The organism is Bartonella sp. AP40SXNS (assembly GCF_042195825.1).
In the GTDB taxonomy this organism is placed as follows: Bacteria; Pseudomonadota; Alphaproteobacteria; order Rhizobiales; family Rhizobiaceae; genus Bartonella.
Genome location: NZ_JBHIPB010000009.1, coordinates 23,728 through 44,479, shown reverse-complemented (window position 1 = coordinate 44,479; position 20,752 = coordinate 23,728). Strand labels below are relative to the sequence as shown.

19 protein-coding genes are annotated in these 20,752 nt (G+C 37.0%); 6 read left to right on the top strand and 13 right to left on the bottom strand.

From position 1 onward, the window contains the following. The first annotated feature begins 62 nt into the window (after positions 1 to 62). The 6 genes from gltA (at position 63) to ACFILZ_RS06955 (ending at position 6,592) form a co-directional block, all read left to right on the top strand. On the top strand, positions 63 to 1,358 hold the full coding sequence (gltA, locus tag ACFILZ_RS06980) for a citrate synthase (RefSeq protein ID WP_375609502.1): 1,296 nt from the start codon (positions 63 to 65) through the stop codon (positions 1,356 to 1,358). 876 nt (positions 1,359 to 2,234) lie between these two features. Then, positions 2,235 to 2,987 (top strand): transporter substrate-binding domain-containing protein, encoded by a 753-nt coding sequence (locus tag ACFILZ_RS06975; protein ID WP_375608544.1) that lies wholly within the window; start codon positions 2,235 to 2,237, stop codon positions 2,985 to 2,987. 493 nt (positions 2,988 to 3,480) lie between these two features. Beyond that, complete coding sequence (locus ACFILZ_RS06970) at positions 3,481 to 4,233, top strand: transporter substrate-binding domain-containing protein (protein WP_375608543.1); 753 nt, start codon at positions 3,481 to 3,483, stop codon at positions 4,231 to 4,233. A 79-nt stretch (positions 4,234 to 4,312) separates the two neighbouring features. Beyond that, the gene (locus ACFILZ_RS06965; protein WP_375607204.1) at positions 4,313 to 5,032 is read left to right on the top strand and encodes an ABC transporter permease; all 720 of its coding nucleotides are present in this window, start codon (positions 4,313 to 4,315) and stop codon (positions 5,030 to 5,032) included. Continuing rightward, on the top strand, positions 5,032 to 5,739 hold the full coding sequence (locus tag ACFILZ_RS06960; RefSeq protein WP_375607205.1) for an ABC transporter permease: 708 nt from the start codon (positions 5,032 to 5,034) through the stop codon (positions 5,737 to 5,739). The genes ACFILZ_RS06965 and ACFILZ_RS06960 overlap by 1 nt, the downstream gene beginning before the upstream one ends. Positions 5,740 to 5,818: 79 nt before the next feature. Beyond that, complete coding sequence (locus ACFILZ_RS06955) at positions 5,819 to 6,592, top strand: amino acid ABC transporter ATP-binding protein (protein ID WP_375610641.1); 774 nt, start codon at positions 5,819 to 5,821, stop codon at positions 6,590 to 6,592. Positions 6,593 to 6,612: 20 nt separating this feature from the next. Here ACFILZ_RS06955 and lpxB read toward each other — a convergent pair whose 3' ends face one another. The 13 genes from lpxB to ACFILZ_RS06890 form a co-directional block, all read right to left on the bottom strand. Then, positions 6,613 to 7,809: a lipid-A-disaccharide synthase gene (lpxB, locus tag ACFILZ_RS06950; RefSeq protein WP_375610640.1), complete on the bottom strand. Its 1,197-nt coding sequence runs from the start codon at positions 7,807 to 7,809 to the stop codon at positions 6,613 to 6,615. After that, positions 7,802 to 8,674 carry an LpxI family protein gene (locus tag ACFILZ_RS06945; RefSeq protein WP_375610639.1) on the bottom strand — a complete coding sequence of 291 codons (873 nt, stop codon included), beginning with the start codon at positions 8,672 to 8,674 and terminating at the stop codon, positions 7,802 to 7,804. The genes lpxB and ACFILZ_RS06945 overlap by 8 nt, the downstream gene beginning before the upstream one ends. A gap of 2 nt (positions 8,675 to 8,676) precedes the next feature. Further along, positions 8,677 to 9,501 carry an acyl-ACP--UDP-N-acetylglucosamine O-acyltransferase gene (lpxA, locus tag ACFILZ_RS06940; protein ID WP_375610638.1) on the bottom strand — a complete coding sequence of 275 codons (825 nt, stop codon included), beginning with the start codon at positions 9,499 to 9,501 and terminating at the stop codon, positions 8,677 to 8,679. 24 nt (positions 9,502 to 9,525) lie between these two features. Then, positions 9,526 to 9,993 carry a 3-hydroxyacyl-ACP dehydratase FabZ gene (fabZ, locus tag ACFILZ_RS06935; RefSeq protein ID WP_375607210.1) on the bottom strand — a complete coding sequence of 156 codons (468 nt, stop codon included), beginning with the start codon at positions 9,991 to 9,993 and terminating at the stop codon, positions 9,526 to 9,528. 1 nt (position 9,994) lies between these two features. After that, on the bottom strand, positions 9,995 to 11,041 hold the full coding sequence (lpxD, locus tag ACFILZ_RS06930) for a UDP-3-O-(3-hydroxymyristoyl)glucosamine N-acyltransferase (RefSeq protein ID WP_375607211.1): 1,047 nt from the start codon (positions 11,039 to 11,041) through the stop codon (positions 9,995 to 9,997). Positions 11,042 to 11,106: 65 nt separating this feature from the next. Beyond that, positions 11,107 to 13,503 (bottom strand): outer membrane protein assembly factor BamA, encoded by a 2,397-nt coding sequence (gene bamA / locus ACFILZ_RS06925; protein WP_375607212.1) that lies wholly within the window; start codon positions 13,501 to 13,503, stop codon positions 11,107 to 11,109. A gap of 203 nt (positions 13,504 to 13,706) precedes the next feature. Beyond that, positions 13,707 to 14,855 (bottom strand): RIP metalloprotease, encoded by a 1,149-nt coding sequence (locus ACFILZ_RS06920; protein ID WP_375610637.1) that lies wholly within the window; start codon positions 14,853 to 14,855, stop codon positions 13,707 to 13,709. Between the two features lie 15 nt (positions 14,856 to 14,870). After that, the gene (locus ACFILZ_RS06915) at positions 14,871 to 15,686 is read right to left on the bottom strand and encodes a phosphatidate cytidylyltransferase (protein ID WP_375607214.1); all 816 of its coding nucleotides are present in this window, start codon (positions 15,684 to 15,686) and stop codon (positions 14,871 to 14,873) included. Positions 15,687 to 16,418: 732 nt separating this feature from the next. After that, positions 16,419 to 16,979, bottom strand: coding sequence for a ribosome recycling factor (gene frr, locus ACFILZ_RS06910; protein ID WP_273790667.1), 561 nt, complete (start codon positions 16,977 to 16,979; stop codon positions 16,419 to 16,421). A gap of 37 nt (positions 16,980 to 17,016) precedes the next feature. After that, entirely contained in the window at positions 17,017 to 17,736 is a 720-nt protein-coding gene (gene pyrH, locus ACFILZ_RS06905) for a UMP kinase (protein ID WP_375610636.1), read from the bottom strand. Between the two features lie 157 nt (positions 17,737 to 17,893). Beyond that, positions 17,894 to 18,817 (bottom strand): translation elongation factor Ts, encoded by a 924-nt coding sequence (gene tsf / locus ACFILZ_RS06900; RefSeq protein WP_375607216.1) that lies wholly within the window; start codon positions 18,815 to 18,817, stop codon positions 17,894 to 17,896. Between the two features lie 102 nt (positions 18,818 to 18,919). Further along, positions 18,920 to 19,699 carry a 30S ribosomal protein S2 gene (gene rpsB / locus ACFILZ_RS06895; RefSeq protein ID WP_273788135.1) on the bottom strand — a complete coding sequence of 260 codons (780 nt, stop codon included), beginning with the start codon at positions 19,697 to 19,699 and terminating at the stop codon, positions 18,920 to 18,922. A gap of 167 nt (positions 19,700 to 19,866) precedes the next feature. Continuing rightward, on the bottom strand, positions 19,867 to 20,703 hold the full coding sequence (locus tag ACFILZ_RS06890; protein ID WP_375607218.1) for a cell envelope integrity EipB family protein: 837 nt from the start codon (positions 20,701 to 20,703) through the stop codon (positions 19,867 to 19,869). Positions 20,704 to 20,752: the final 49 nt, after the last annotated feature.

The window sequence follows — 20,752 nt, the reverse complement described above, 5'->3', positions numbered from 1 at the left end:
CTCCTACTCTGATGAAGCAGAGTCTTAATTTTTAGAAGCGAAGGATCTGAAAGGAATACCGAATGTCTGAGAATAACGCACATCTTATTGTGAATGATAAAAAAGTAGAACTTCCCCTGCGTAAAGGCACAAGTGGACCTGAAGTCATCGAAATTGCTTCTCTCTACAAAAAAACCGATATTTTTACTTATGATCCTGGTTTTACTTCAACAGCTTCTTGTGAATCAAAAATTACTTATATTGATGGTGATAAAGGCATATTGCTTTATCGTGGTTATCCTATCGACCAATTGGCTGAAAAAGGAGACTTTCTCGAAAGTTGTTATCTTCTCCTTTATGGTGAACTCCCAACACAGAAAGAAAAAAACGACTTTGATCGATGTATTATGCAGCATACCATGGTCCACGAGCAGTTTTCACGTTTCTTCCACGGCTTCCGTCGTGACTCTCATCCCATGGCCGTCATGGTTGCCTGCCTTGGCGCTATGTCTGCGTTCTATCACGACTCTATTGATATTACAGATCCTCACCAGAGAATGATTGCTTCTGTACGTCTTATCTCAAAAGTTCCAACGCTTGCTGCTATGGCCTATAAATACAGTATCGGACAAGCCTTTGTTTATCCACGCAATGATCTTAGTTATGCTGCAAATTTCCTCCATATGTGTTTTGCTGTTCCTTGTGAAGAATATAAAATAAATCCAGTGCTTGCCCGAGCGATGGATCAAATCTTTATCCTTCATGCAGATCATGAACAAAATGCTTCTACATCTACAGTGCGTCTTGCTGGATCCTCAGGTGCTAATCCGTTTGCCTGTATTGCAGCAGGTGTTGCATGCCTTTGGGGACCAGCACATGGTGGTGCCAATGAAGCATGTCTAAAAATGCTACAAGAAATAGGTTCTATTAAAAGAATTCCTGAATTTATTGCACGTGCAAAAGATAAAAATGATCCTTTCCGCCTTATGGGCTTTGGGCATCGTGTCTATAAAAATTATGATCCACGTGCAAAAATCATGCAAAAAACTTGTCATGAAGTTTTAAAAGAACTCAACATTCAAGATGACCCGCTTCTTGATATTGCAATAGAGCTTGAAAAAATTGCTTTAAGTGATGAATATTTTATTGAGAAAAAGCTTTATCCCAATGTTGATTTTTATTCCGGCATTACATTAAAAGCTTTAGGTTTTCCAACCGAAATGTTTACTGTTCTTTTTGCATTAGCACGCAGTGTTGGGTGGGTGGCACAATGGAAAGAAATGATTGAAGACCCTGCCCAAAAAATTGGTCGTCCTCGACAACTTTACACAGGTTATGCTATGCGTGACTATGTTCCTATAGATGAACGTGTAAATTAAAGAGATAAATCAATCAATAAAGCTTCAGTTTACTGAGGCTTTATTGAAAGTGATCAAAAAGCATCCTTTAAGGATTTTTATAAAACCTCATTTTAAAGCTCTTTCTCGCCAAAGAACATCATCATAAAAAATTTACGAAAAAATTCTAAATTTTGGCTCTGTCAATAAATTGATAATACTCTTTTGAAAATTAGCTACACATTTAGTAAAAAGAAATTGAAAATTTTACCCTATAATTCTCATTATTTTCAATGAAACGTATTTTCTATGATTCCCTCATATTTAAAACCCTTATTACATATTAAAACTTAGCAATGTCAGAATTTTTCTTTCTATCTTCTTCAAATACAGTAGATTAGAATGAAAATGAAATGCACTCTTAAAATTTGCTATGCAAAATGACTCTTTCTATAAGAATAGCTATAAAGATCAACTTGTTATAATGATTATATCCTATACAGGCATTCATCTTAAACATCATCGGCTAAAATCAAACTTCTTAGAAGAAAATCTTCACAATTGTTAGAAAATAAATTTATTTTGACATTCTGCATTTCATATAAAAAGTGGAAATAATAATATTTTATCCTGTTAAGGACTAAAATTTTCTTTGTATTTAAATTAATAGTTTTTCTTTTAAAGATAATTTACTGATTTTTAAATAAAATTATTAAAATTCATTATATAAGCGATAAGAGGTTTACTTCTTTCCTGTATTTTCTATTCCCATGCTTGATAAAAATAAATTATTTTTTTGATAATAATATCCAGCATAATGAAAACAACTCAATTTTTTACATTGCTCCCAAAGAGCTTAAAGATTATAAAAATTCATGATGGTTTCATATTTGCCAGCTTATCTAATAGGAGAACATAATGAAATTATTAGCAGGAGCTCTTATAATAAGCGCGACACTGTTTACCCTATCGGCCAATTCTCAAACGCTGAAAATTGCAAGCGATGCTTCTTATCCGCCATTTAGTTATATTGACTCAAATAATAAACTGCAAGGATTTGATATTGATATAGCTTATGCACTTTGTAAAAAAATGAATATTGAATGCACTATCGTCGTACAAGACTTCGAGGGAATGATTCCCGGACTTATTGCCAAAAAATACGATGCTATCATTTCTTCCCTTTCTCCTACAAAAGAGCGCTTACAAAAAATTGATTTTACAGATCCTTACTACAATACAGTACTCGCTGTTATTGTTAGCAAAAATTCGGGAATTAAAGAGATCTCAACACAAAGCTTTAAAGGTAAAAATCTTGGTGTACAATCAAATACAACACAGGCTTCATATTCAGAAGACCATTATGCCTCTGGAGAAGTGAATATCAAACTTTATCCTACAGCAATAGAAGTTACTCGTGACCTTTTAAGCCATCGGCTTGATATAATCATCTTTGATAAATTAAAAGCATTAAATTGGCTTGAAAATGAAGGAAAGGATTGCTGCGAGCTTCTAGGAACTTTAGAAGAAACAAAATTTCCTATTGCAATTGCACTCCGTCAAAATAATACTGATCTTAAAAATAAGTTCAATAAAGCAATAGAAGAAATCCGCGCCGATGGAACCTATGATGAAATTATGAGAAAGTATTTTGCATTCGATATCGATTAAATATCACTATGAATTAAACTTGAAGCTTTATATTTAAGGAATATTTTCAAACTCTTTGTTGAATATGCAAGTATGATTGAAAACCCAGTATTTTTATAAGAAAAATTTATATTTATAAAAAGTTAATTTTTAATTGTTTCTCGATATTTAAACCTTTCATGGAATCTAATAATAATTGAGATTGTATTTTTATTTTATAAAAATCTAATTTTTTCTTCATGTTCAAATTGAATAGCCTTATTTTGCAAGAAAATTTCTCGATTTTTATTTATGAGATAATGCAAAGCACTCATTTTATGAAAATTAAGCCATCATAAAAGCAATAAGATATTCATTTTCTTTAAATCAATAAAAAAGATAATTTTTTGATAATAATCTGCAACATAATGATCTAAAATAAACGCCGATAAATTTTTGCATTGCTCCCAAAAAGCTTACAGATTATAAAACGTGACGATTTCATATTTGCCCGCTTATCCAATAGGAGAATATCATGAAACTATTAGCTGGAGCTCTTATAATAAGCGCCGCGCTATTCGCCCAATTGGCTGATGCGAAAACATTAAAAATTGCGAGTGAAGGCACCTATCCTCCTTTTAGTTATATTGACTCAAATAACAAACTGCAGGGATTTGATATTGATATATCTTATGCACTTTGTAAAAAAATGAATGTTGAGTGTACTATTGTCACGCAAGATTTCGAGGGAATGATCCCCGGACTTATTGCAAAAAAATATGACGCTATTGTTGCTTCTCTCTCTCATACACAAGAGCGTTTACAAAAAATTGACTTTACAGATCCTTACTATGACACAGCACTGGCTGTCATTGTTACTAAAGATTCAGGAATTAAGGAACTCTCAACACAAAGCTTTAGAGGTAAAAATCTTGGTGTGCAATCCAATACAACACAAGCTTTGTATGCGGAAGATCATTATGCCTCTAAAGAGGTAAAAATCAAACTCTATCCTTCCACAATAGAAATGAATCGTGACCTCTTAAATCATCGACTTGATATGATTATTGTTGATAAATTAGAAGCGTTAAATTGGCTTAAAAATGAAGGAAAAGATTGCTGTTTCCTCCTAGGAACTCTGGAAGAAACAAAGTTTCCTGTTGCAATTGCAATCCGTCAAAATAATAATGATCTTAAAAATAAGTTCAATGAAGCAATAAAAGAAATCCGTTTGGATGGAACTTATGAGAAAATTATGAGAAAATATTTTACAAATGATGTTTATTAAATATCAATGTGATATTTAAATGCAACCTACTGTCTATTTCTAAAAAACATTATCTAACTCTTTCATGAGGAACACAAGAATGATTGAAAATTTAGCATTGCTATCATTTAGCAATGGTGGATGGGGAGCGGTTATACTTTCCAGTGCAGGAATGACATTGTCATTGGCGTTGTGCTGTGGCCTTCTAGGGCTTCCCTTAGGTCTTCTCAATGCAGTAATGATTCGATCCAATATTAAGATAGCTAAAGCTCTAGCACGTCTCTTTTCAACGGTATTTCGTGGATTACCAGAGCTTTTAACTCTGTTTTTAGTTTACTATGGATTACAAAACCTTATTCAAAATGCCTTTGACTATTTTAATCTTGAAATCATGTTCAGCATCAATGCTTTTGTTGCTGGTGTCCTTGCACTCAGTCTGGTTTTTGCAGCTTTCTCTTGTGAAGTTTGGCTTGGAGCATTTAATATTTTTGATAAAGGTCAATATGAAGCTGCCAAAGCTTTAGGCCTTTCACGATCAACCACATTTTTTCGTATTGTCTTCCCTCAGCTCATCCGAAATGCCTTACCAGGACTTTCTAATAATTGGCTTACTTTACTGAAAGATACATCCCTCGTTTCAACTATCGCGCTTGTTGACCTCATGCGACAAACGAATTTAGCTGTCGCGGCAACCAATAAACCCATGCTATTTTATCTTGTAGCATGCTTACTCTATTTATTATTTTCAGCGTTTTTTTCTACAATATTACGCTATGTGGAAACATACACTCAAATAGGCTATAAAAAGGTGCTAGGTTAATGATTCCGGAGTGGCTTTATTTCCTTTTTAATCCTGATCTTTTAAGCCGTTATGGCCCCAAATTTGTTGATGGCTTTATTGTTACTGTTGAGCTTGTTTCTATTTCTTGTTCTCTTGGTTTTTTCCTTGGTATGCTTATCGCTTTTGCGCGTTTATCAAAGAATACGTTTTTACAATATTTCGCAAATGCTTATGTCTATTTTTTTCGCGGCTCTCCTTTGTTAGCCCAACTCTTCCTTTTTTATTATGGGCTTGGTTCAATGAACAATTTTTGGCAACAGGTTGGTCTATGGTGGTTTTTTCAAAACGCGTGGTATTGTTGTCTTTTTATTTTTACACTCAATTCTGCTGCCTATCAATCTGAGATCTTTAAAGGAAGTTTTTTATCCGTAACAACTGGGCAACGTGAAGCATCAAAAGCTTTAGGTTTAAGCAACTCTGTCACATTTTTTAAAGTTATTCTTCCACAAGCAATGATTATAGCATTACGCCCTCTAGGCAATGAGTTGATTTTAATGATTAAATCCAGTGCCATTGCCTCACTTATTACTGTTTATGATTTAATGGGGATTGCTAAACTCACTTATTCACGTACATTCGATTTTCAAGTTTACGTTTGGGCAGCCCTTATCTATCTTTTTATTGTTGAACTCATTCATCGTTTTATTGTTTTTATCGAACATCGCCTCACTCGATATTTACGATAAATAAATGATCATAAAAGAACTTTACCAAATCAAAATGTTGAATTAATAAATTCATTCATCAATGAAAGAATAAAACAAGATGAATTTGAAAAATAATCAATCGATCTCTCCCAATAAAAACCCTGTGATCTCCATTCGAAACCTCAATAAATGGTACGGAAACTTTCAGGTTCTACATGATATCAACTTTGATGTTCAAACTGGTGAACATATCGTTATTTGTGGCCCATCCGGATCTGGAAAATCAACGTTAATTCGTTGTATTAATCAATTAGAACAAGCACAAAAAGGTTCGATCCGTATCCATAACGTTGATATCCATACCGCCCCTATACAACAGCAAAAAAATGTTCTCCGTAAGATAGGAATGGTCTTTCAGAACTTTAATTTATTCCCCCACATGAGCGTTATACAAAATTGTATTTTAGCCCCTATGACAGTTCAAGGTCTTTCCAAACAACAAGCAAAAGAACGAGCAATTCATTACTTAACGCATGTCGGTATTGAAAAACACTGTGAAAAATATCCTTTACAACTCTCTGGTGGGCAACAACAGCGTGTTGCGATTGCCCGTGCACTTTGTATGGAACCTGAAGTAATGCTTTTTGACGAACCAACCTCTGCTCTTGATCCAGAAAGTGTAGGAGAAGTTTTGCAAGTAATGGCTCAATTAGCAGATACAGGAATCACAATGCTTTGTGTTACTCATGAAATGGACTTCGCACGGAAAGTCTCAGAAAGAATACTCTTTCTAGAAAACGGAAAAATTGTTGAAGATACAGCATCTGAAAAATTTTTTACCAATCCTAAAAGCCAACGTGCTTGTGAATTTCTTGCTAAAATTAAATATTAATCATTAAAATATTGCTTTATTTATACAATTTTATTCCTACTTTTTAAAAGAGTGATAATTGTTTGTGCGCCAACAACCCCCGATGGTACTTCAGTTTTCATTTTCTGTTCTACCATCTCAAAGGAATCAAGTTGTGCCTGTCGCAATAAAGGATTAGCCAAAAGTTGTTCTACCTGTCTTGCTAACATGCCAGGACGGATTAATTCATTCAAATATTCCGAAACAATAGGCTTATCAGCAATAATATTCGGAAGAGCAGCGCTCCATAACATCATTTTAGGAAAAATGAATAATTTAGAAAAATAATCAAGTTTATAGCAAAGAACCATAGGAACTTTTGCTAAGGCTAATTCAAGTGAAACAGTTCCATGTGCAGCAAGAGCAACATCTGCTTGTGCAAAAGCACGCCATTTTTCATCTTCACCAACTACAATTTCTATCTTGCTTTTCCAGCCCTGCACAAAGTCCCGGATTCTATCTACCAAATGAGGTAAGGTTGGTAAAATAATACGTAAATGAGGAATACGTTGTACAAGAATCTCTACTGTTTCTCGAAAAATAGGCATTAAAGAACGAATCTCTAAATTGCGCGATCCTGGCAAAATAACTAATGTAGGCGATAATACTTGTGTATCGATCAAATTTCTTTGTTCTAATTGGCTTTTTTTTTCTGACTGAACTCTCAAAAGGGGAGGATATGTCAAAAGACGATGTCCAACATAGGTCGTAGCAGGGCCTCCCAAATCTTGCATAATCTTTTCTTCAAAAGGAAAAACCGCTAAAACATGATCAACAAATCCACACATAGCTTTTGCACGCTCTGGCCTCCATGCCCAAACGGTTGGTGCAATATATTTAATGATAGGAATAGAAGGCGCTAAAGCACGTACCTTTTTTGCAATACGATGCGTGAAATCAGGACTATCAATAATAATTAAACAATCAGGTTGTTCTTGTGCAATAAATTTGGATAAATTGCGAATGTGTAGCAACAACAACGGTAGTTTTTTCAACACCTCCTTTAAACCTATTAAAGCAATATCATGGGAATCAAAAAAGCTTTTTAAGCCTAATGCCTTTAAATGACTCCCTCCAACACCAATCAAATGAATATTGCATCCTATCTGTTGTGATAAACAAGAAATTAGATCGGCCCCAAGTAAATCACCAGATTCCTCACCTGAAACCACTGCAATCTTTAAGAAACAATTATTCATGACCAAACTTCTCAAATGTCTCTATAAATAGAGAATATTTGTTGGCTTTTTCTATTGTTGTTTTCACTGATAATATTAGACTTCTATTTGCCTCCACCGCAACACCAGATAAACCACTCTTTGCAATATTCATTATTGTCGCGGGACCAATTGATGGCAAATCAACGCGATTATCCTGTTGTGGTTTTGCACATTTTACAAGAACACCACCCTTAGAGGGAATTTGCCCTCTTTCTCGCATTTCACAAACACGCCACAACATATTATCAGTTCCCTCAGCGCCCTCCAAAGCAACCACCCTTCCCTGAACAACAACAACGGCTTGTCCAATATCCAATTGACCTAAAAGTTTTGCTGCTTCTGCTGCTAAAAAAATATCTTTTTTCTCTTTTGGCGTAGCACGCCGTATTGTTAAATTAAATGCTATGGGAGCTAAAAGATCTGGTACTATTTCATGGGCACCGATAACACAAAAACCATGCGCTTCAATAATCCGTATAAAAGCTTTTAATAACGCATCATCTCCCTTCCTCAAAGCTCCGATTAACTTAGGCAGAGCTAAAAATGTTGTCCAGTCCAGTCGCAATTGTTTAAGAAGTGGTCGCTTTTTCACACCACCTGCCAAAACAACATTATAAACTCCAACCTCTTTTAAGATTTTAACGAGTTGTGCTAACTCTACAATTGATAGCTCGCAATGCTCATAACGATAAAGAATAGAATCTGCTTCACCACGCAAAAGTACAAGAAAAGGATTTTGCCCATTCTTCTCAAGAACCTGCGCAACAGTAATCGGTAGAACACCATTTCCTGCTATAACGGCAGTACGGCCGGAAAGAAAATTTCTGGCACCGTAAATAGGCATTTTTAATCCTTATGTTCTTTTATTCTATTATCTTCAAATTTTGGTGTACAATAAAAACGCTTTCCTTCTTCTTTAATAAAATTAACAACTTCAGAAACAGACTGAGAAGAAGAATAAAAAGAAGCAACATCACTAACACGCTCTTTAAATGGTTTGCTATGATCAAAAAGCATCGCAACCGCATGACGTAGTGCGTGAATATCCTGACGCCCAAGGCCTGCACGCTTCATGCCAATAATATTAAGTCCGGCAAGTTTTGCCTGCACACCAACAGCTGTTCCATAAGGAATCAGATCACCAACTAGTGCAGATACACCGCCAATAAATGCATGATGTCCAACACGAACAAATTGATGAACAGCAGCTCCACCCCCGATAATCACATAATCACCAACAGTAACATGACCAGCAATCATTACGTTATTGGCAAATGTTACATGATTGCCTACATGACAATCGTGAGCGATATGCGCATAACAAAAAAATTGGCAATTATCACCAACAACTGTCATTCCTACACTCGAATCGGAACCCCTATGCATTGTTACACCTTCACGAATCGTACAATTCTTACCAATAAAAAGAGTCGTAGCCCCTCCTTTATGTTTATTATTTTGCGGTTCAGCGCCCAAAACTGCATGAGAAAATACTTTACTCTTAGCTCCTAAAGTCGTCTTTCCCATTATTACAACATGACTTGTCAAACTACATTCATCACCAATAACAGCCTCTGAACTAATATGGCAAAACGGCCCAACGCATACATTCTCACCAAGCTGCGCTCCCTTCTCCACAAGAGCAGTTGGATGGATTTTCGTACCGGACATTTTTAAATTCCTATCAAATATCGTTTATTCTTTTTCAACAATCATCGCAGCAATTTCTGCTTCAGCGACGCGGACATCTTCTACTTTTGCAACACATGAAAAACGTCTCATACCAGATCTTTTTTTCAAAAGCTGAACATGAATCTTGAGCTGATCACCAGGCATAACCGGCTTACGAAATTTCGCATTATCAACCGTCATAAGGTAAACTAAATTTGTTTGCTTATTGCCTAAATTTAAAAGTGCTATTGCTCCTGCCGTTTGTGCCATAGCTTCTAAAATCAAAACTCCAGGCATAACAGGCTTTGAGGGAAAATGTCCTGTAAAATGTGGCTCGTTAATCGTTATATTTTTAATACCAATCGCTTCTTGTTCACCATCAATATCAACGATACGATCAATTAATAAAAATGGATAACGGTGCGGTAATATTGATAATAGTTTTTCAATATCGACAGCCTCTAAGTTTTTAGTTTTTTCACTGCTGATCATATCAGCGTTTCTCCTTTTTAACTTTTCCCATACTGCGCAACGCCGCTACTTCACGAAACCATTGTTTAAATGGTCGCGCTGGACTACCTCCCCATTTTTCGCCATCCGGAATGTCATTCATAACACCACTACGAGCAGCAATCTGAACAGATTTACCTATTATGATGTGATCAGCTACTCCCACACTTCCACCAAGCTGAGACATATCCCCTATAGATGTACTTCCCGCAATGCCACATTGAGCGGCAATAAGACAATAGCGACCAATTTTTACATTGTGGGCAATTTGTACAAGATTATCAATCTTGCTTCCTTCACCAATAACAGTATCTTGAAATGTTCCACGATCAATTGTCGTGTTCGCACCAACTTCTACACCATCCTCAATAATAACGCGACCAAGCTGTGGAATTTTCTCGATTCCAGAAACGCCCCCAACATAACCAAAACCATCTTGTCCAATGCAAACACCAGGATAAAGCTGAACTTTATCACCTATTATAGAACACTGAACTGTTACCTTAGGAGCAATATAGCAGTCACATCCAATACGGCAATTTTCACCGATAACAGCTGTGGATGAGATAAGAGTTCCTGCACCAATCTCAACATTTTTACCAATAACAGCTCCCGCTTCAATACACACATCATGCGCCAACTTAGCCGTTGGATGAATATGCGCATGCGATGAAATCCCCTTCTGCCCCAACCAAGGTATTGGCTTAACAGAATCTGGAAACAAAATACGACCAATCTGAGCAAAGTCACGCTGTGGTGTGGATGTCACCAAAATTGCCATAGTTTCGGGAACTTTAAAAACAATCTCATTCGTACACAAAACAGCAACAGCAGAACTATCCAGCAAAGCATCAGAAAACTTCCGATGCTCTACAAAAACAAGCGAACCCTCCACAGCACTCTCAAGTGAAGAAAGAGTATTGATAACTTTATGAGAAAACTCTGGATTAAGAAGCTTTGCACCCGTCAACTCAGCAGCATTTGCAACTGTCAATCGTCGGGACGGCGTAAAAAAAAATGTATCCGCCATCAAAACACTTTCTCTCCCAGCTTAAGCTATTCTCTTCAAGTTTTTCCTTCTTAAAATCGCTCAAATCAGAACTTTGTAGAAATACCAAAGTTTAATTGCTGCACACGATCCCCCTCCTGCTTCATTATTGGCCAAGCATAATCAAAACGCAAAGGACCAAACGGAGAATCCCACATCAAACTCACACCTGCAGATGAGCGCCAAGCACTTTTGGTATTGGTAACAGGCGGCTCACCTTTAAAAACTGCCTTATAATTATTACCATAAAGCGTGGCAATATCCGCAAATAAAGCACCGCGCAACCCAAATCCTTCAGGCACAACAGGAATAGGAAACTGTACTTCAGCAGTCGCATTCATATATGTTGTTCCCCCTAAGAAATAAACTTCACCCTTATTGGAAACCTGACGTGGGCCTATCCCATTATATTTGAACCCTCTGATTATATCAGTATTCGCCTTAAACATATCGAAAATACGAACACCATCTCGGCCCATTCCGTGGATATAACCACCCCCAAAGGAAAGCAAACCAACGATATCCTTCTGGTCAGAAAGAGTCTTGTACATCATCGCCTTACCCGTGGTCTTCAAGAACTTTGCACTCCCACCAAGCCCTGCATATTCCTGAAGCAGATGCACATACCACCCATCATGGGGGGATCTCATATCATCAATCGTATTATAGGTGAAACCATAACTAATTGATGAACGTTTCCAAGGGCTGTGTTTTGCAGCTTGAACAATCGCACCAGAATATTTCCCATATAATTCTATTATGTCACTCTCTTTGTCAAAATCATACTCTCCGCCAAAATCATATTCTTCCTGCACATAAGAATAAGCTACATTAGCAGATAATTGATTATTAATAGGTAACGAAAACCGCAGTGATCCACCTGTCTGCCGTACATCATAGGCTTTATCAGCACGATAAGTACTACGAAAAACATCAACGCCAGCAGATAAACGATACCCTAAGAAATAAGGATCAACAAATGATAAATTATAATTACGAGATTTTTCTTGCCCCGCACCTAATCCTAAACGAACATATTGACCACGTCCCCCAAGATTACGTTCAGTAACAGAAACTTCAAGTGACATACCAGGACTTGTTCCCCCCGTTGTATACCCCCCTGAAAGAGAGAGATCTCCTGTTGAAGCTTCAACGACATCTATCACCAAAACAACTTGGTCAGATTGCTCGGTAGGAACCATTGAAATATTAACGGCTTTGAAAAAACCTAAACTTTCTAAACGGCGTTTTGCCCGCTGTAATAAAGTTTGATTGTAGGCATCTCCTTCATTCAAATCAATCTCACGACGAATGACATAATCACGCGTTTTCTCATTACCACGTATATCAATACGCTGAATATAAGCACGTGTACCCTGTTCAATATTATATAAAATTGAAATTGTATGATTTGCTAAATTACGATTTCCCCGCGGTTCAACTTTAGCAAAAGCATACCCCGAATCAGCAACTTTGTTATTAATAGTTGCAACAGACTGTTCAATATCTTCTGCACTATAAACATTACCTGGCTGGGTTTTAAGCATCCTTTTTACAGATTGAACGTCAATTCCATCAACATCACTTTCAACTTGAATATCACTAATTTTATAACGCGCCCCTTCATCAAGAACAAAAGAAATTTTATACGTATTGCTTGCTGCATCAAAAGTTGCTTTAGAAGAGACTACACGAAAATCTGCATAACCACGGTTATAATAAAAGCGACGTAAAGCTTCTTCATCAACAGCGAGGCGCTCTTCACTATAAACATCACCTCCCAACAACTTCGAAAAAATTCCTGAAGTTTTTGTTGAAATCACATCACGCAAACGGCGACTTCCAAAGACATTATTGCCCTTAAAAGTGATATCACCAATCTTTGTTTTTTTCCCTTCAACGACATTAAATACCACATTAACCCGCCCTTTTCCAAGGTTAATCGTTTGAACGTTAACAGTGATATTATTACGACCAAGAGTTTTATAAGCCTCACGAATTGTATTTATATCAGCAGAAAGCTTAGCAGAATTAAAAGGCTCATTTGGTTTTAAAGAAATAAACCGCTTAAGATCTGGGTCTTTAAAAGATTTATTTCCTTGAAACAATATTTGATTGACAACCTCATATTCTTTTACGAATACAACCAATTTATCACCCACCGGATTTATTTTAACATCATAAAATAAACCCAATTCGAAAAGGTTCTTCACAGCACTATCAACATCACCACTGGAAACACCTTGCCCAACCTTAATCCCCATATTGTCTCGAATCGCCTGAGAACTTACAAACTTATTCCCACGAACCTCAATAGAGCGGACTACAGACGCTTGTATTTCTCCGACCGCAGCAATTGACATAAAAACCGTTGCAGGGGCAATCATCCCCATCTTTAACACCAATACAGATGCTGCATTTAAAAACTTTGAATTCGTAGTCATTGGCTTTTTTACCTTACTCTCGTTCCTTGGACATGATGCCTTAAAAAGCTAACTGCCATAACAACCTTTTTACAGCGAGACTTTTCATTCCTTAATTACTCATTATAATGTACAACGCCACAACATTTTGTAGACATGGTAAACAACCTTCAATTTGTTTTTGCTATTATTACTTAATTTATAAAGCATTTTCCATAATTTAATTAGCTAAACCAACAAAAATAATCATTAAAAAAGACAAAGATCATAAAAAGGAGAAGAATGGAAAAACCTAAACGAAAAAAGATTCCCTGAATTTTAGCAGATATTTTCCTCCCAGTAATGACCTCAATGACATGCAATAAAAGATGCCCACCGTCAAGCGGTAGAATCGGAAAAAGGTTAATAAGCCCAACACTTATTGAAAGAAAAGCTGCCAAATTCAACAAAGAGATAAAACCTGTCTCGCTCACTTTCCAAGCAATTTTAACGGTTTTAGAAGGTCCACTTAGCCGACAATGATCCTCTTTGCCTCCTATTAAACGACTCATAAAAAGAACAGTTTGAGTGGCGATAAACACAGTACGATCTGACGCTTTTCTTACAGCTGTTACAAAACCATAGCGAATATGTTTTATATAAGTTGGATCTAAATGTGCAGGATTATTTAAATCAACAGGAACACCTACACCTATCATAGCACTTCGTGTTCGATTACCAAATCCATCATCTCGCTCAACGACTTTTGGGGTAATCATCGTTGTAAAGACTCGCCCCATGCGTTCTATTTTAAACTCTATGGGTTCTCTTCCGTGAAAAGCTACATAATTCATCAAATCTTCAAAGCTTTCAACCCGTCGTCCATCCATTTCAACAAAACGATCACCTAATTCCAAACCGGATTGAAGAGCAGGGCTATCTTTTACCAAAGAACCAACAACGGGCTCAATGGCTACACGACCATAGATAAAGAAAAAAAATGTTAGAATAACAACAGTAAAAAGAGCATTGAAGAAAGGACCGGCAAAAACAGTTGCTGCTTTTTTCCAAGCATGCGCACTAGCAAATGAACCATCAACAATCAGAGATGATTGGGATGATTCCGTATCGATTTTTTCCTCATCCCCAACAAATTTTACATAACCTCCTAAGGGGATAAGTGCTAAACGCCACTTCGTGCCATGCTTATCTGTATAACTCGCTATTTCTGGTCCAAATCCAAGCGAAAAAATTAACGCCTTAATACCACACAACCGACCAATGAGATAGTGCCCAAATTCGTGCACAAAAATGATAATCATAATGATGAAAAGAATACTCAAACTTCTTAAAAGAAAATCACCCATAGTGACGATATGATTTAAAAACTCCAAACTATCTTCTCCCAATTAGATCATACTAAAAAGATTAAAAGGCGCATCCATATCAGACATAAATGAACCAATTAAATAAAGAAGAAAAGCTGCCCCTACCAATCCATCTATACGATCCATAAAACCACCATGTCCAGGCAATAAAGAACTAGAATCTTTAACAGAAAACCGTCTTTTGAGCCATGATTGCCCTAAATCACTCAATTGTGAAACAATTGACAAAACAAGTGTAAGGAGTGGCACAAAAAAACTGGCTAAATTTATATCAAAAAATCCAAAAGCAACCCATATACCACCGAAAACTCCGACAAATGTACCACCAAGTGCTCCTGACCATGTTTTATTAGGAGAAAATTGTGGTGCTAATTTAGGGCCCCCTAATGCACGTCCGATAAAATAACCACCAATATCTGTTCCCCACACTATCGTAAATAAGAAAATAACAACTTGGAACCCCAACAGTTCATGATCCCGTAGAAAGCATAAAGCAACAACAGGAAAAGAGGCATATAAAAAACCACAAAAAACCCAACCACTCTTTTTTATAGATATAATAGCTAACACTGTAGCTAAAACGATTAAAACACAAAAAATCAATGAAGCAGATACACTCAACACTAAAAAAAAGCCAAAGATTAAATAAAAGATACTTGCTAATATTTTTTGTAAAATACACCATTTCTCTTTAGTAATACTCATCCACTCATAAAGAACAAAACCGCCAATACACCATACAAATAAAAAAAAGAAGTTTCCTCCCAACCATGTTAGATACAACGCAATAATGCCAAAAACAAAAGCTGTCAGAATACGATAAACCAAATTAGACAAAACAACATCCAAACAATAAAAATAGAAAATACAAGCTCTAAAATTAACGCAAGAAAAACTCCCCTACGCAGTATTTTTATCTCATACTTGTATAATTTCTCTTATAATTTATCATAAATAATTCAGTCTACTAAGATAGCGCTTATGAAACTAATAATCAATGAAAACAGCTTCAAAAATCTCCGTCAAAATTATAAAATATTTTTTTAATATTTTCTCAAATATAAAATAAAAAAGCAGTTACCTCTGCCCCATACAAATTAACTAATATAGGTTTCGTATAAAAATACTTTTCTATCAACTATTCGTCATTAAAAAACGAATTACGCCACATAACATCTGCTTGATCAATTATACTCACATGTTTTATAATGAGAAATAAGAGAAAGGTTGGGCTTGTTTTTTTCATTATATTCTTTCCCCAACCTTCATCTTAGAATATTTGAATAATTTCTAATAATGCTTTCATTATGCATTTTAACAAAGACGTGTTCAACTAAAAAACCGCACCATGCTGTTAAATAGTGTCTCCCACCAAAGGGCATGATTTACCACGCAGACTAAAAAATAAAAACATCTGCCCTTTCAAATCAGTCTCTCCCATATCAAAATGATAGAATACCTTCCTGCATAACACCTTGCTACCACAGAGCACACCACGCCCTACAATTATCCCTAGAAACAATTTACAGGCTGGGAATATAACATCCTTTTTCTAGCGACAAAATCGTCTTAAACGTGCATAATTTCAGATTCTTTTACGGCTAAAATTTTATCAATATCAGCAATAGTTTCATCTGTGAGTTTTTGAACTTTCTCAGACAAACTATGGGCTTCATCTTGTCCAATTTCACCATCTTTTTCTAACTTTTTCAAATTGTCCAGACCATCCCGACGAACATGACGTGTAGCAACACGCGCTTGCTCTGCATAGTGATGCGCAATTTTTACAAGTTCTTTACGGCGCTCTTCATTCAACTCAGGCAAAGGAATACGTAAATTCGTACCATCAGTTATGGGATTTAAACCAAGACCAGAATCGCGAATAGCGCGCTCTACAGCTCCGACCATCGTTTTATCCCATACAGAAACAGAAAGCATCCGAGGTTCAGGAACAGAAATATTAGCAACTTGATTTATATGCACAACAGAACCATAAGATTCAACGGTCAACGGTTCTAATAAACTGGCCGATGCACGTCCAGTCCGCAAACCACCTAATTCATGTTTAAAAGCCGTAATAGCACCATCCATGCGACGTTTCAGATCATCCATAATTGATGTAACATTCATATTTCTGTCTCCTTCAATTGTTCTTTGAAGCTTACCCTTATTCCGATACTATTGTAAAGCGTCCTGTTCCATTCAAAACCTTAGCCAAACCGCCTTTTTCATGAATGGAGTACACAATAATCGGTACATTGTTCTCACGTGCTAAAGTGACCGCCGTTGAATCCATAACAGATAATCCCCATTGCAAAACTTCAACATGTGTTAATTGGTCAAAACGCTTAGCCGTAGGGTCTATTTTTGGATCTGCTGAATAAATACCATCAACTTGTGTTCCTTTAAGAAGGACATCCGCACCAATTTCTGCTGCACGTAAAGTGGCAGCAGAATCAGTGGTAAAAAATGGATTTCCTGTACCCCCTGCAAAAATAACAACTTTTCCCTGATTCATATAAGCTATTGCTTTACGTTGCGAGAAACTTTCACAAATTTGTGGCATAGCAATCGCAGAGAGCACAACCGTTTCAACGCCTAATTTTGTCAATGATGTTCGCAATGCTAAAGAGTTAATAGCCGTTGCAAGCATTCCCATATGATCACCTGTCACTCGCTCTCCACCATGCGAAGCAACAGCAACGCCACGAAAAATATTTCCCCCACCTATCACAACCGCAACCTCTATCCCCATTGCGCGCACTTCTGCAATATCAGCGGCAATACGGTCTACAACAGAAACATCAATGCCAAAATTCTGCCCTCCCATAAGAGCTTCACCAGAAGCCTTTAAAAGAATACGTTTATACGGAAGTGCTAATGCCATTAATAATCTCCCCAAAAGCCCATTTACTTTTTGCTTTTGACATCACGAAGGGCACCACTTTTTTCACGTGACGCCCTCTCAACAATTACACTGTTCCCCTCAGAGATTCTACAACCAATGATATGACTTTAAATCTCTGATCAAGAGTTTGCAATAACTAGCCTTTTACAGCAGCAGCAACCTCTGCAGCAAAATCAGACTCCTCTTTTTCTACACCTTCACCTAGTGCAAAACGAATAAAGCCTGTGATTTTTGCTGGTGCACCAATTGATTTCTCAGCGTCCTTTAAAGCTGCCTCAACAGTCATATCAGGATTCATAACAAAAGCCTGTGAAAGCAAAACAACCTCTTCAAAAAATTTACGCATACGCCCTTCTACCATTTTTTCAATGATATTTTCAGGCTTTCCAGACTGACGTGCTTGATCTGAAAAAATTGCTTTTTCACGTTCAACAGCAGAAGCATCAACACCTTGTGCTGTAAGTGCTAATGGATTGGTTGCCGCAATATGCATCGCGACCTGCCGACCAAAAGCAAGAGCAGCCTCTTTATTTCCTGTTGTTTCAATCGCAACCAAAACACCAAGTTTTCCAAGCCCATCAGCCACACTATTGTGTATATAAGTCGCAACAACACCATTCTCAACAGACAATTTAGCGGAACGACGAAATGTCATATTTTCGCCAATTGTGCCAATTGCATCTTTAATTGTAAGCTCTACAGTCTTCTCAGAACCTGGATAAAGAGAAACAGAAACAGATTCAACATCCCCTGACGTATCTAAGGCAGCAGTTGCTACTTTACGCACGATGTCTTGGAATCCATCATTGCGTGCAACAAAATCTGTTTCAGAATTAATCTCAACCAAAACTGCATGTGAATCTTTTGATACGACTCCGATTAATCCCTCAGCTGCTGTACGACCAGCCTTTTTATCTGCTTTAGCTATTCCTTTTTTACGAAGCCAATCAACAGCAGCTTCCATATCACCATTGGTCTCTGCTAGGGCGGCTTTACAGTCCATCATACCAGCGCCAGATAGTTCTCGAAGTTCTTTTACTTGTGCAGCAGTAATGCTCATATTTGCCTCTTTATTTTGTAACAGTGAAAGCGTGCAAAATCCCTCTGCACGCCTATAACTTCTTCTTTAGACAATAAAAGTACCTTAATTAGGCATTTTATATTATTCAGAAACCTCTGAAACTGCATTTTCTTCCAAAATAGGCTCCACAGGTGCATCAACTTGAGCTCCTAAATCGATACCCATTGCTCCTTGCTGGCGTGCAATACCATCAAGAGCAGCACGGGCAAAAAGATCGCAATAAAGAGAAATTGCACGTGAAGCATCGTCATTACCTGGTATTGGATGTGTCACGTCATCGGGATCACAATTGGTATCAATAATAGCAATTACAGGAATACCCAAACGCTTTGCTTCTTGGAGTGCAATATTTTCTTTATTTGTATCGATAACAAATATAAGATCTGGAACAGAACCCATATCTTTAATACCACCAAGCGCACGATTAAGCTTTTCACGATCACGTTCGAGATTTAAACGTTCTTTTTTGGTAAAGCCTTGTGCTTCAGCGGCAAGAATTTTGTCAAGCTTACGCAAACGATGTATTGAATTGGAAATCGTTTTCCAATTCGTGAGCATGCCACCAAGCCAACGCGCATTAACGTAATATTGGGCAGAACGATTGGCCGCATCAGCGATAATGTCAGATGCTTGTCGTTTCGTACCAACAAAGAGAATACGACCACCACGCGCTACAGTATCTGAAACAAGTTTAAGTGCTTGATGTAAAAGTGGAACGGTCTGAGCAAGGTCAATAATATGGATATTATTACGCTGACCATAAATATAGGGAGTCATTTTGGGATTCCAGCGATGAGTCTGGTGACCAAAATGCACACCGGCTTCTAAAAGCTGGTGCATAGTAAAATCGGGTAGTGCCATAAATCTTATCCTTTCCGGTTCAACCTCCGCGGAAAAAGCAGGAAGACCTGCTACCGGCGGATGCTTGCTAGAAGTTTCTCACAGATCATTTGCAAACACCCAGACTCCGCGTGTGGAATAGCGCAAACATACTAATATTTGATTCTTTTTCAAGTTATTTTCTTTAATCATTTAATATTTGCATTTTCACATTGATTAAGATCTTTTCCAAGTTCCAAGAATTCGAGACTGTTCAATTTTGCACGCACTGAAAAAGTTCCATAATCTATATGAAGATCTCGCATGACACCATTCTCATGTAAGAGAAAACTGCTACGATAAACCGGCAAGCCATCTTTATTTTCTCCATCATCAAAATAAGAAATTGTAACAGGCCAATATTCTTCTTCATCCAATTTTCTTACTTTTTCCGTTTCGCTATCAGATAAAAGCGTTTTCTTTTCCCCTATGACGATACTTTCTTTTATAACTTTATCTGCTTTATTTGTCCCATCAAATACAGTAACATTGTAAAAATGATCTCCTGCTTTTGCATGGCGGATAATATTTTTTAGTTGCATCATTGGAAATTCAGCCATTGCAAGCTTATACTCTTTTCCCTTTGGCTTTTTTAAGGTAACTGTAATACCATCTTGCGTACGCTCCGCAACCCCCTCGGCACGATGCACAACCTCTTCTCCCTCTTGATCTGTAATATTAAAACGAAATGTACGGCTGTCTCCTGTTTCATAACTCGTCGTCTGTTGATCCGTCAAACGTACTGGCATATCTTCAATGTGAACACGGCTAATGAAACGAAAACGTGTGCTATAGCCCTGGCATGCCGAACCAGTGAGCTCGTAAACCATTCGTCCTGACATCGCAGAAATTGTCATTTCATGAGAAACACTATCGAGATGAAAATCATAAATTGCTCGATGAGGCACAATAAAAATGGGCTCTTCAGCTCTCGCAGTACATAAAAAAACAATATATAAAATTATTATAAATAATGATCTAATCATTCCCAACTTCCGAACTTTATCCCCGTTGCATAACATCATACAATAAGGC

Excerpts from the sequence above, each read along its gene's own strand:
- gltA (WP_375609502.1), top strand. The coding sequence starts at position 63 with ATGTCTGAGAATAACGCACATCTTATTGTGAATGATAAAAAAGTAGAA.
- ACFILZ_RS06975 (WP_375608544.1), top strand. The coding sequence starts at position 2,235 with ATGAAATTATTAGCAGGAGCTCTTATAATAAGCGCGACACTGTTTACC.
- ACFILZ_RS06970 (WP_375608543.1), top strand. The coding sequence starts at position 3,481 with ATGAAACTATTAGCTGGAGCTCTTATAATAAGCGCCGCGCTATTCGCC.
- ACFILZ_RS06965 (WP_375607204.1), top strand. The coding sequence starts at position 4,313 with ATGATTGAAAATTTAGCATTGCTATCATTTAGCAATGGTGGATGGGGA.
- ACFILZ_RS06960 (WP_375607205.1), top strand. The coding sequence starts at position 5,032 with ATGATTCCGGAGTGGCTTTATTTCCTTTTTAATCCTGATCTTTTAAGC.
- ACFILZ_RS06955 (WP_375610641.1), top strand. The coding sequence starts at position 5,819 with ATGAATTTGAAAAATAATCAATCGATCTCTCCCAATAAAAACCCTGTG.
- lpxB (WP_375610640.1), bottom strand. The coding sequence starts at position 7,809 with ATGAATAATTGTTTCTTAAAGATTGCAGTGGTTTCAGGTGAGGAATCT.
- ACFILZ_RS06945 (WP_375610639.1), bottom strand. The coding sequence starts at position 8,674 with ATGCCTATTTACGGTGCCAGAAATTTTCTTTCCGGCCGTACTGCCGTT.
- lpxA (WP_375610638.1), bottom strand. The coding sequence starts at position 9,501 with ATGTCCGGTACGAAAATCCATCCAACTGCTCTTGTGGAGAAGGGAGCG.
- fabZ (WP_375607210.1), bottom strand. The coding sequence starts at position 9,993 with ATGATCAGCAGTGAAAAAACTAAAAACTTAGAGGCTGTCGATATTGAA.
- lpxD (WP_375607211.1), bottom strand. The coding sequence starts at position 11,041 with ATGGCGGATACATTTTTTTTTACGCCGTCCCGACGATTGACAGTTGCA.
- bamA (WP_375607212.1), bottom strand. The coding sequence starts at position 13,503 with ATGACTACGAATTCAAAGTTTTTAAATGCAGCATCTGTATTGGTGTTA.
- frr (WP_273790667.1), bottom strand. The coding sequence starts at position 16,979 with ATGAATGTTACATCAATTATGGATGATCTGAAACGTCGCATGGATGGT.
- pyrH (WP_375610636.1), bottom strand. The coding sequence starts at position 17,736 with ATGGCATTAGCACTTCCGTATAAACGTATTCTTTTAAAGGCTTCTGGT.
- tsf (WP_375607216.1), bottom strand. The coding sequence starts at position 18,817 with ATGAGCATTACTGCTGCACAAGTAAAAGAACTTCGAGAACTATCTGGC.
- rpsB (WP_273788135.1), bottom strand. The coding sequence starts at position 19,699 with ATGGCACTACCCGATTTTACTATGCACCAGCTTTTAGAAGCCGGTGTG.
- ACFILZ_RS06890 (WP_375607218.1), bottom strand. The coding sequence starts at position 20,703 with ATGATTAGATCATTATTTATAATAATTTTATATATTGTTTTTTTATGT.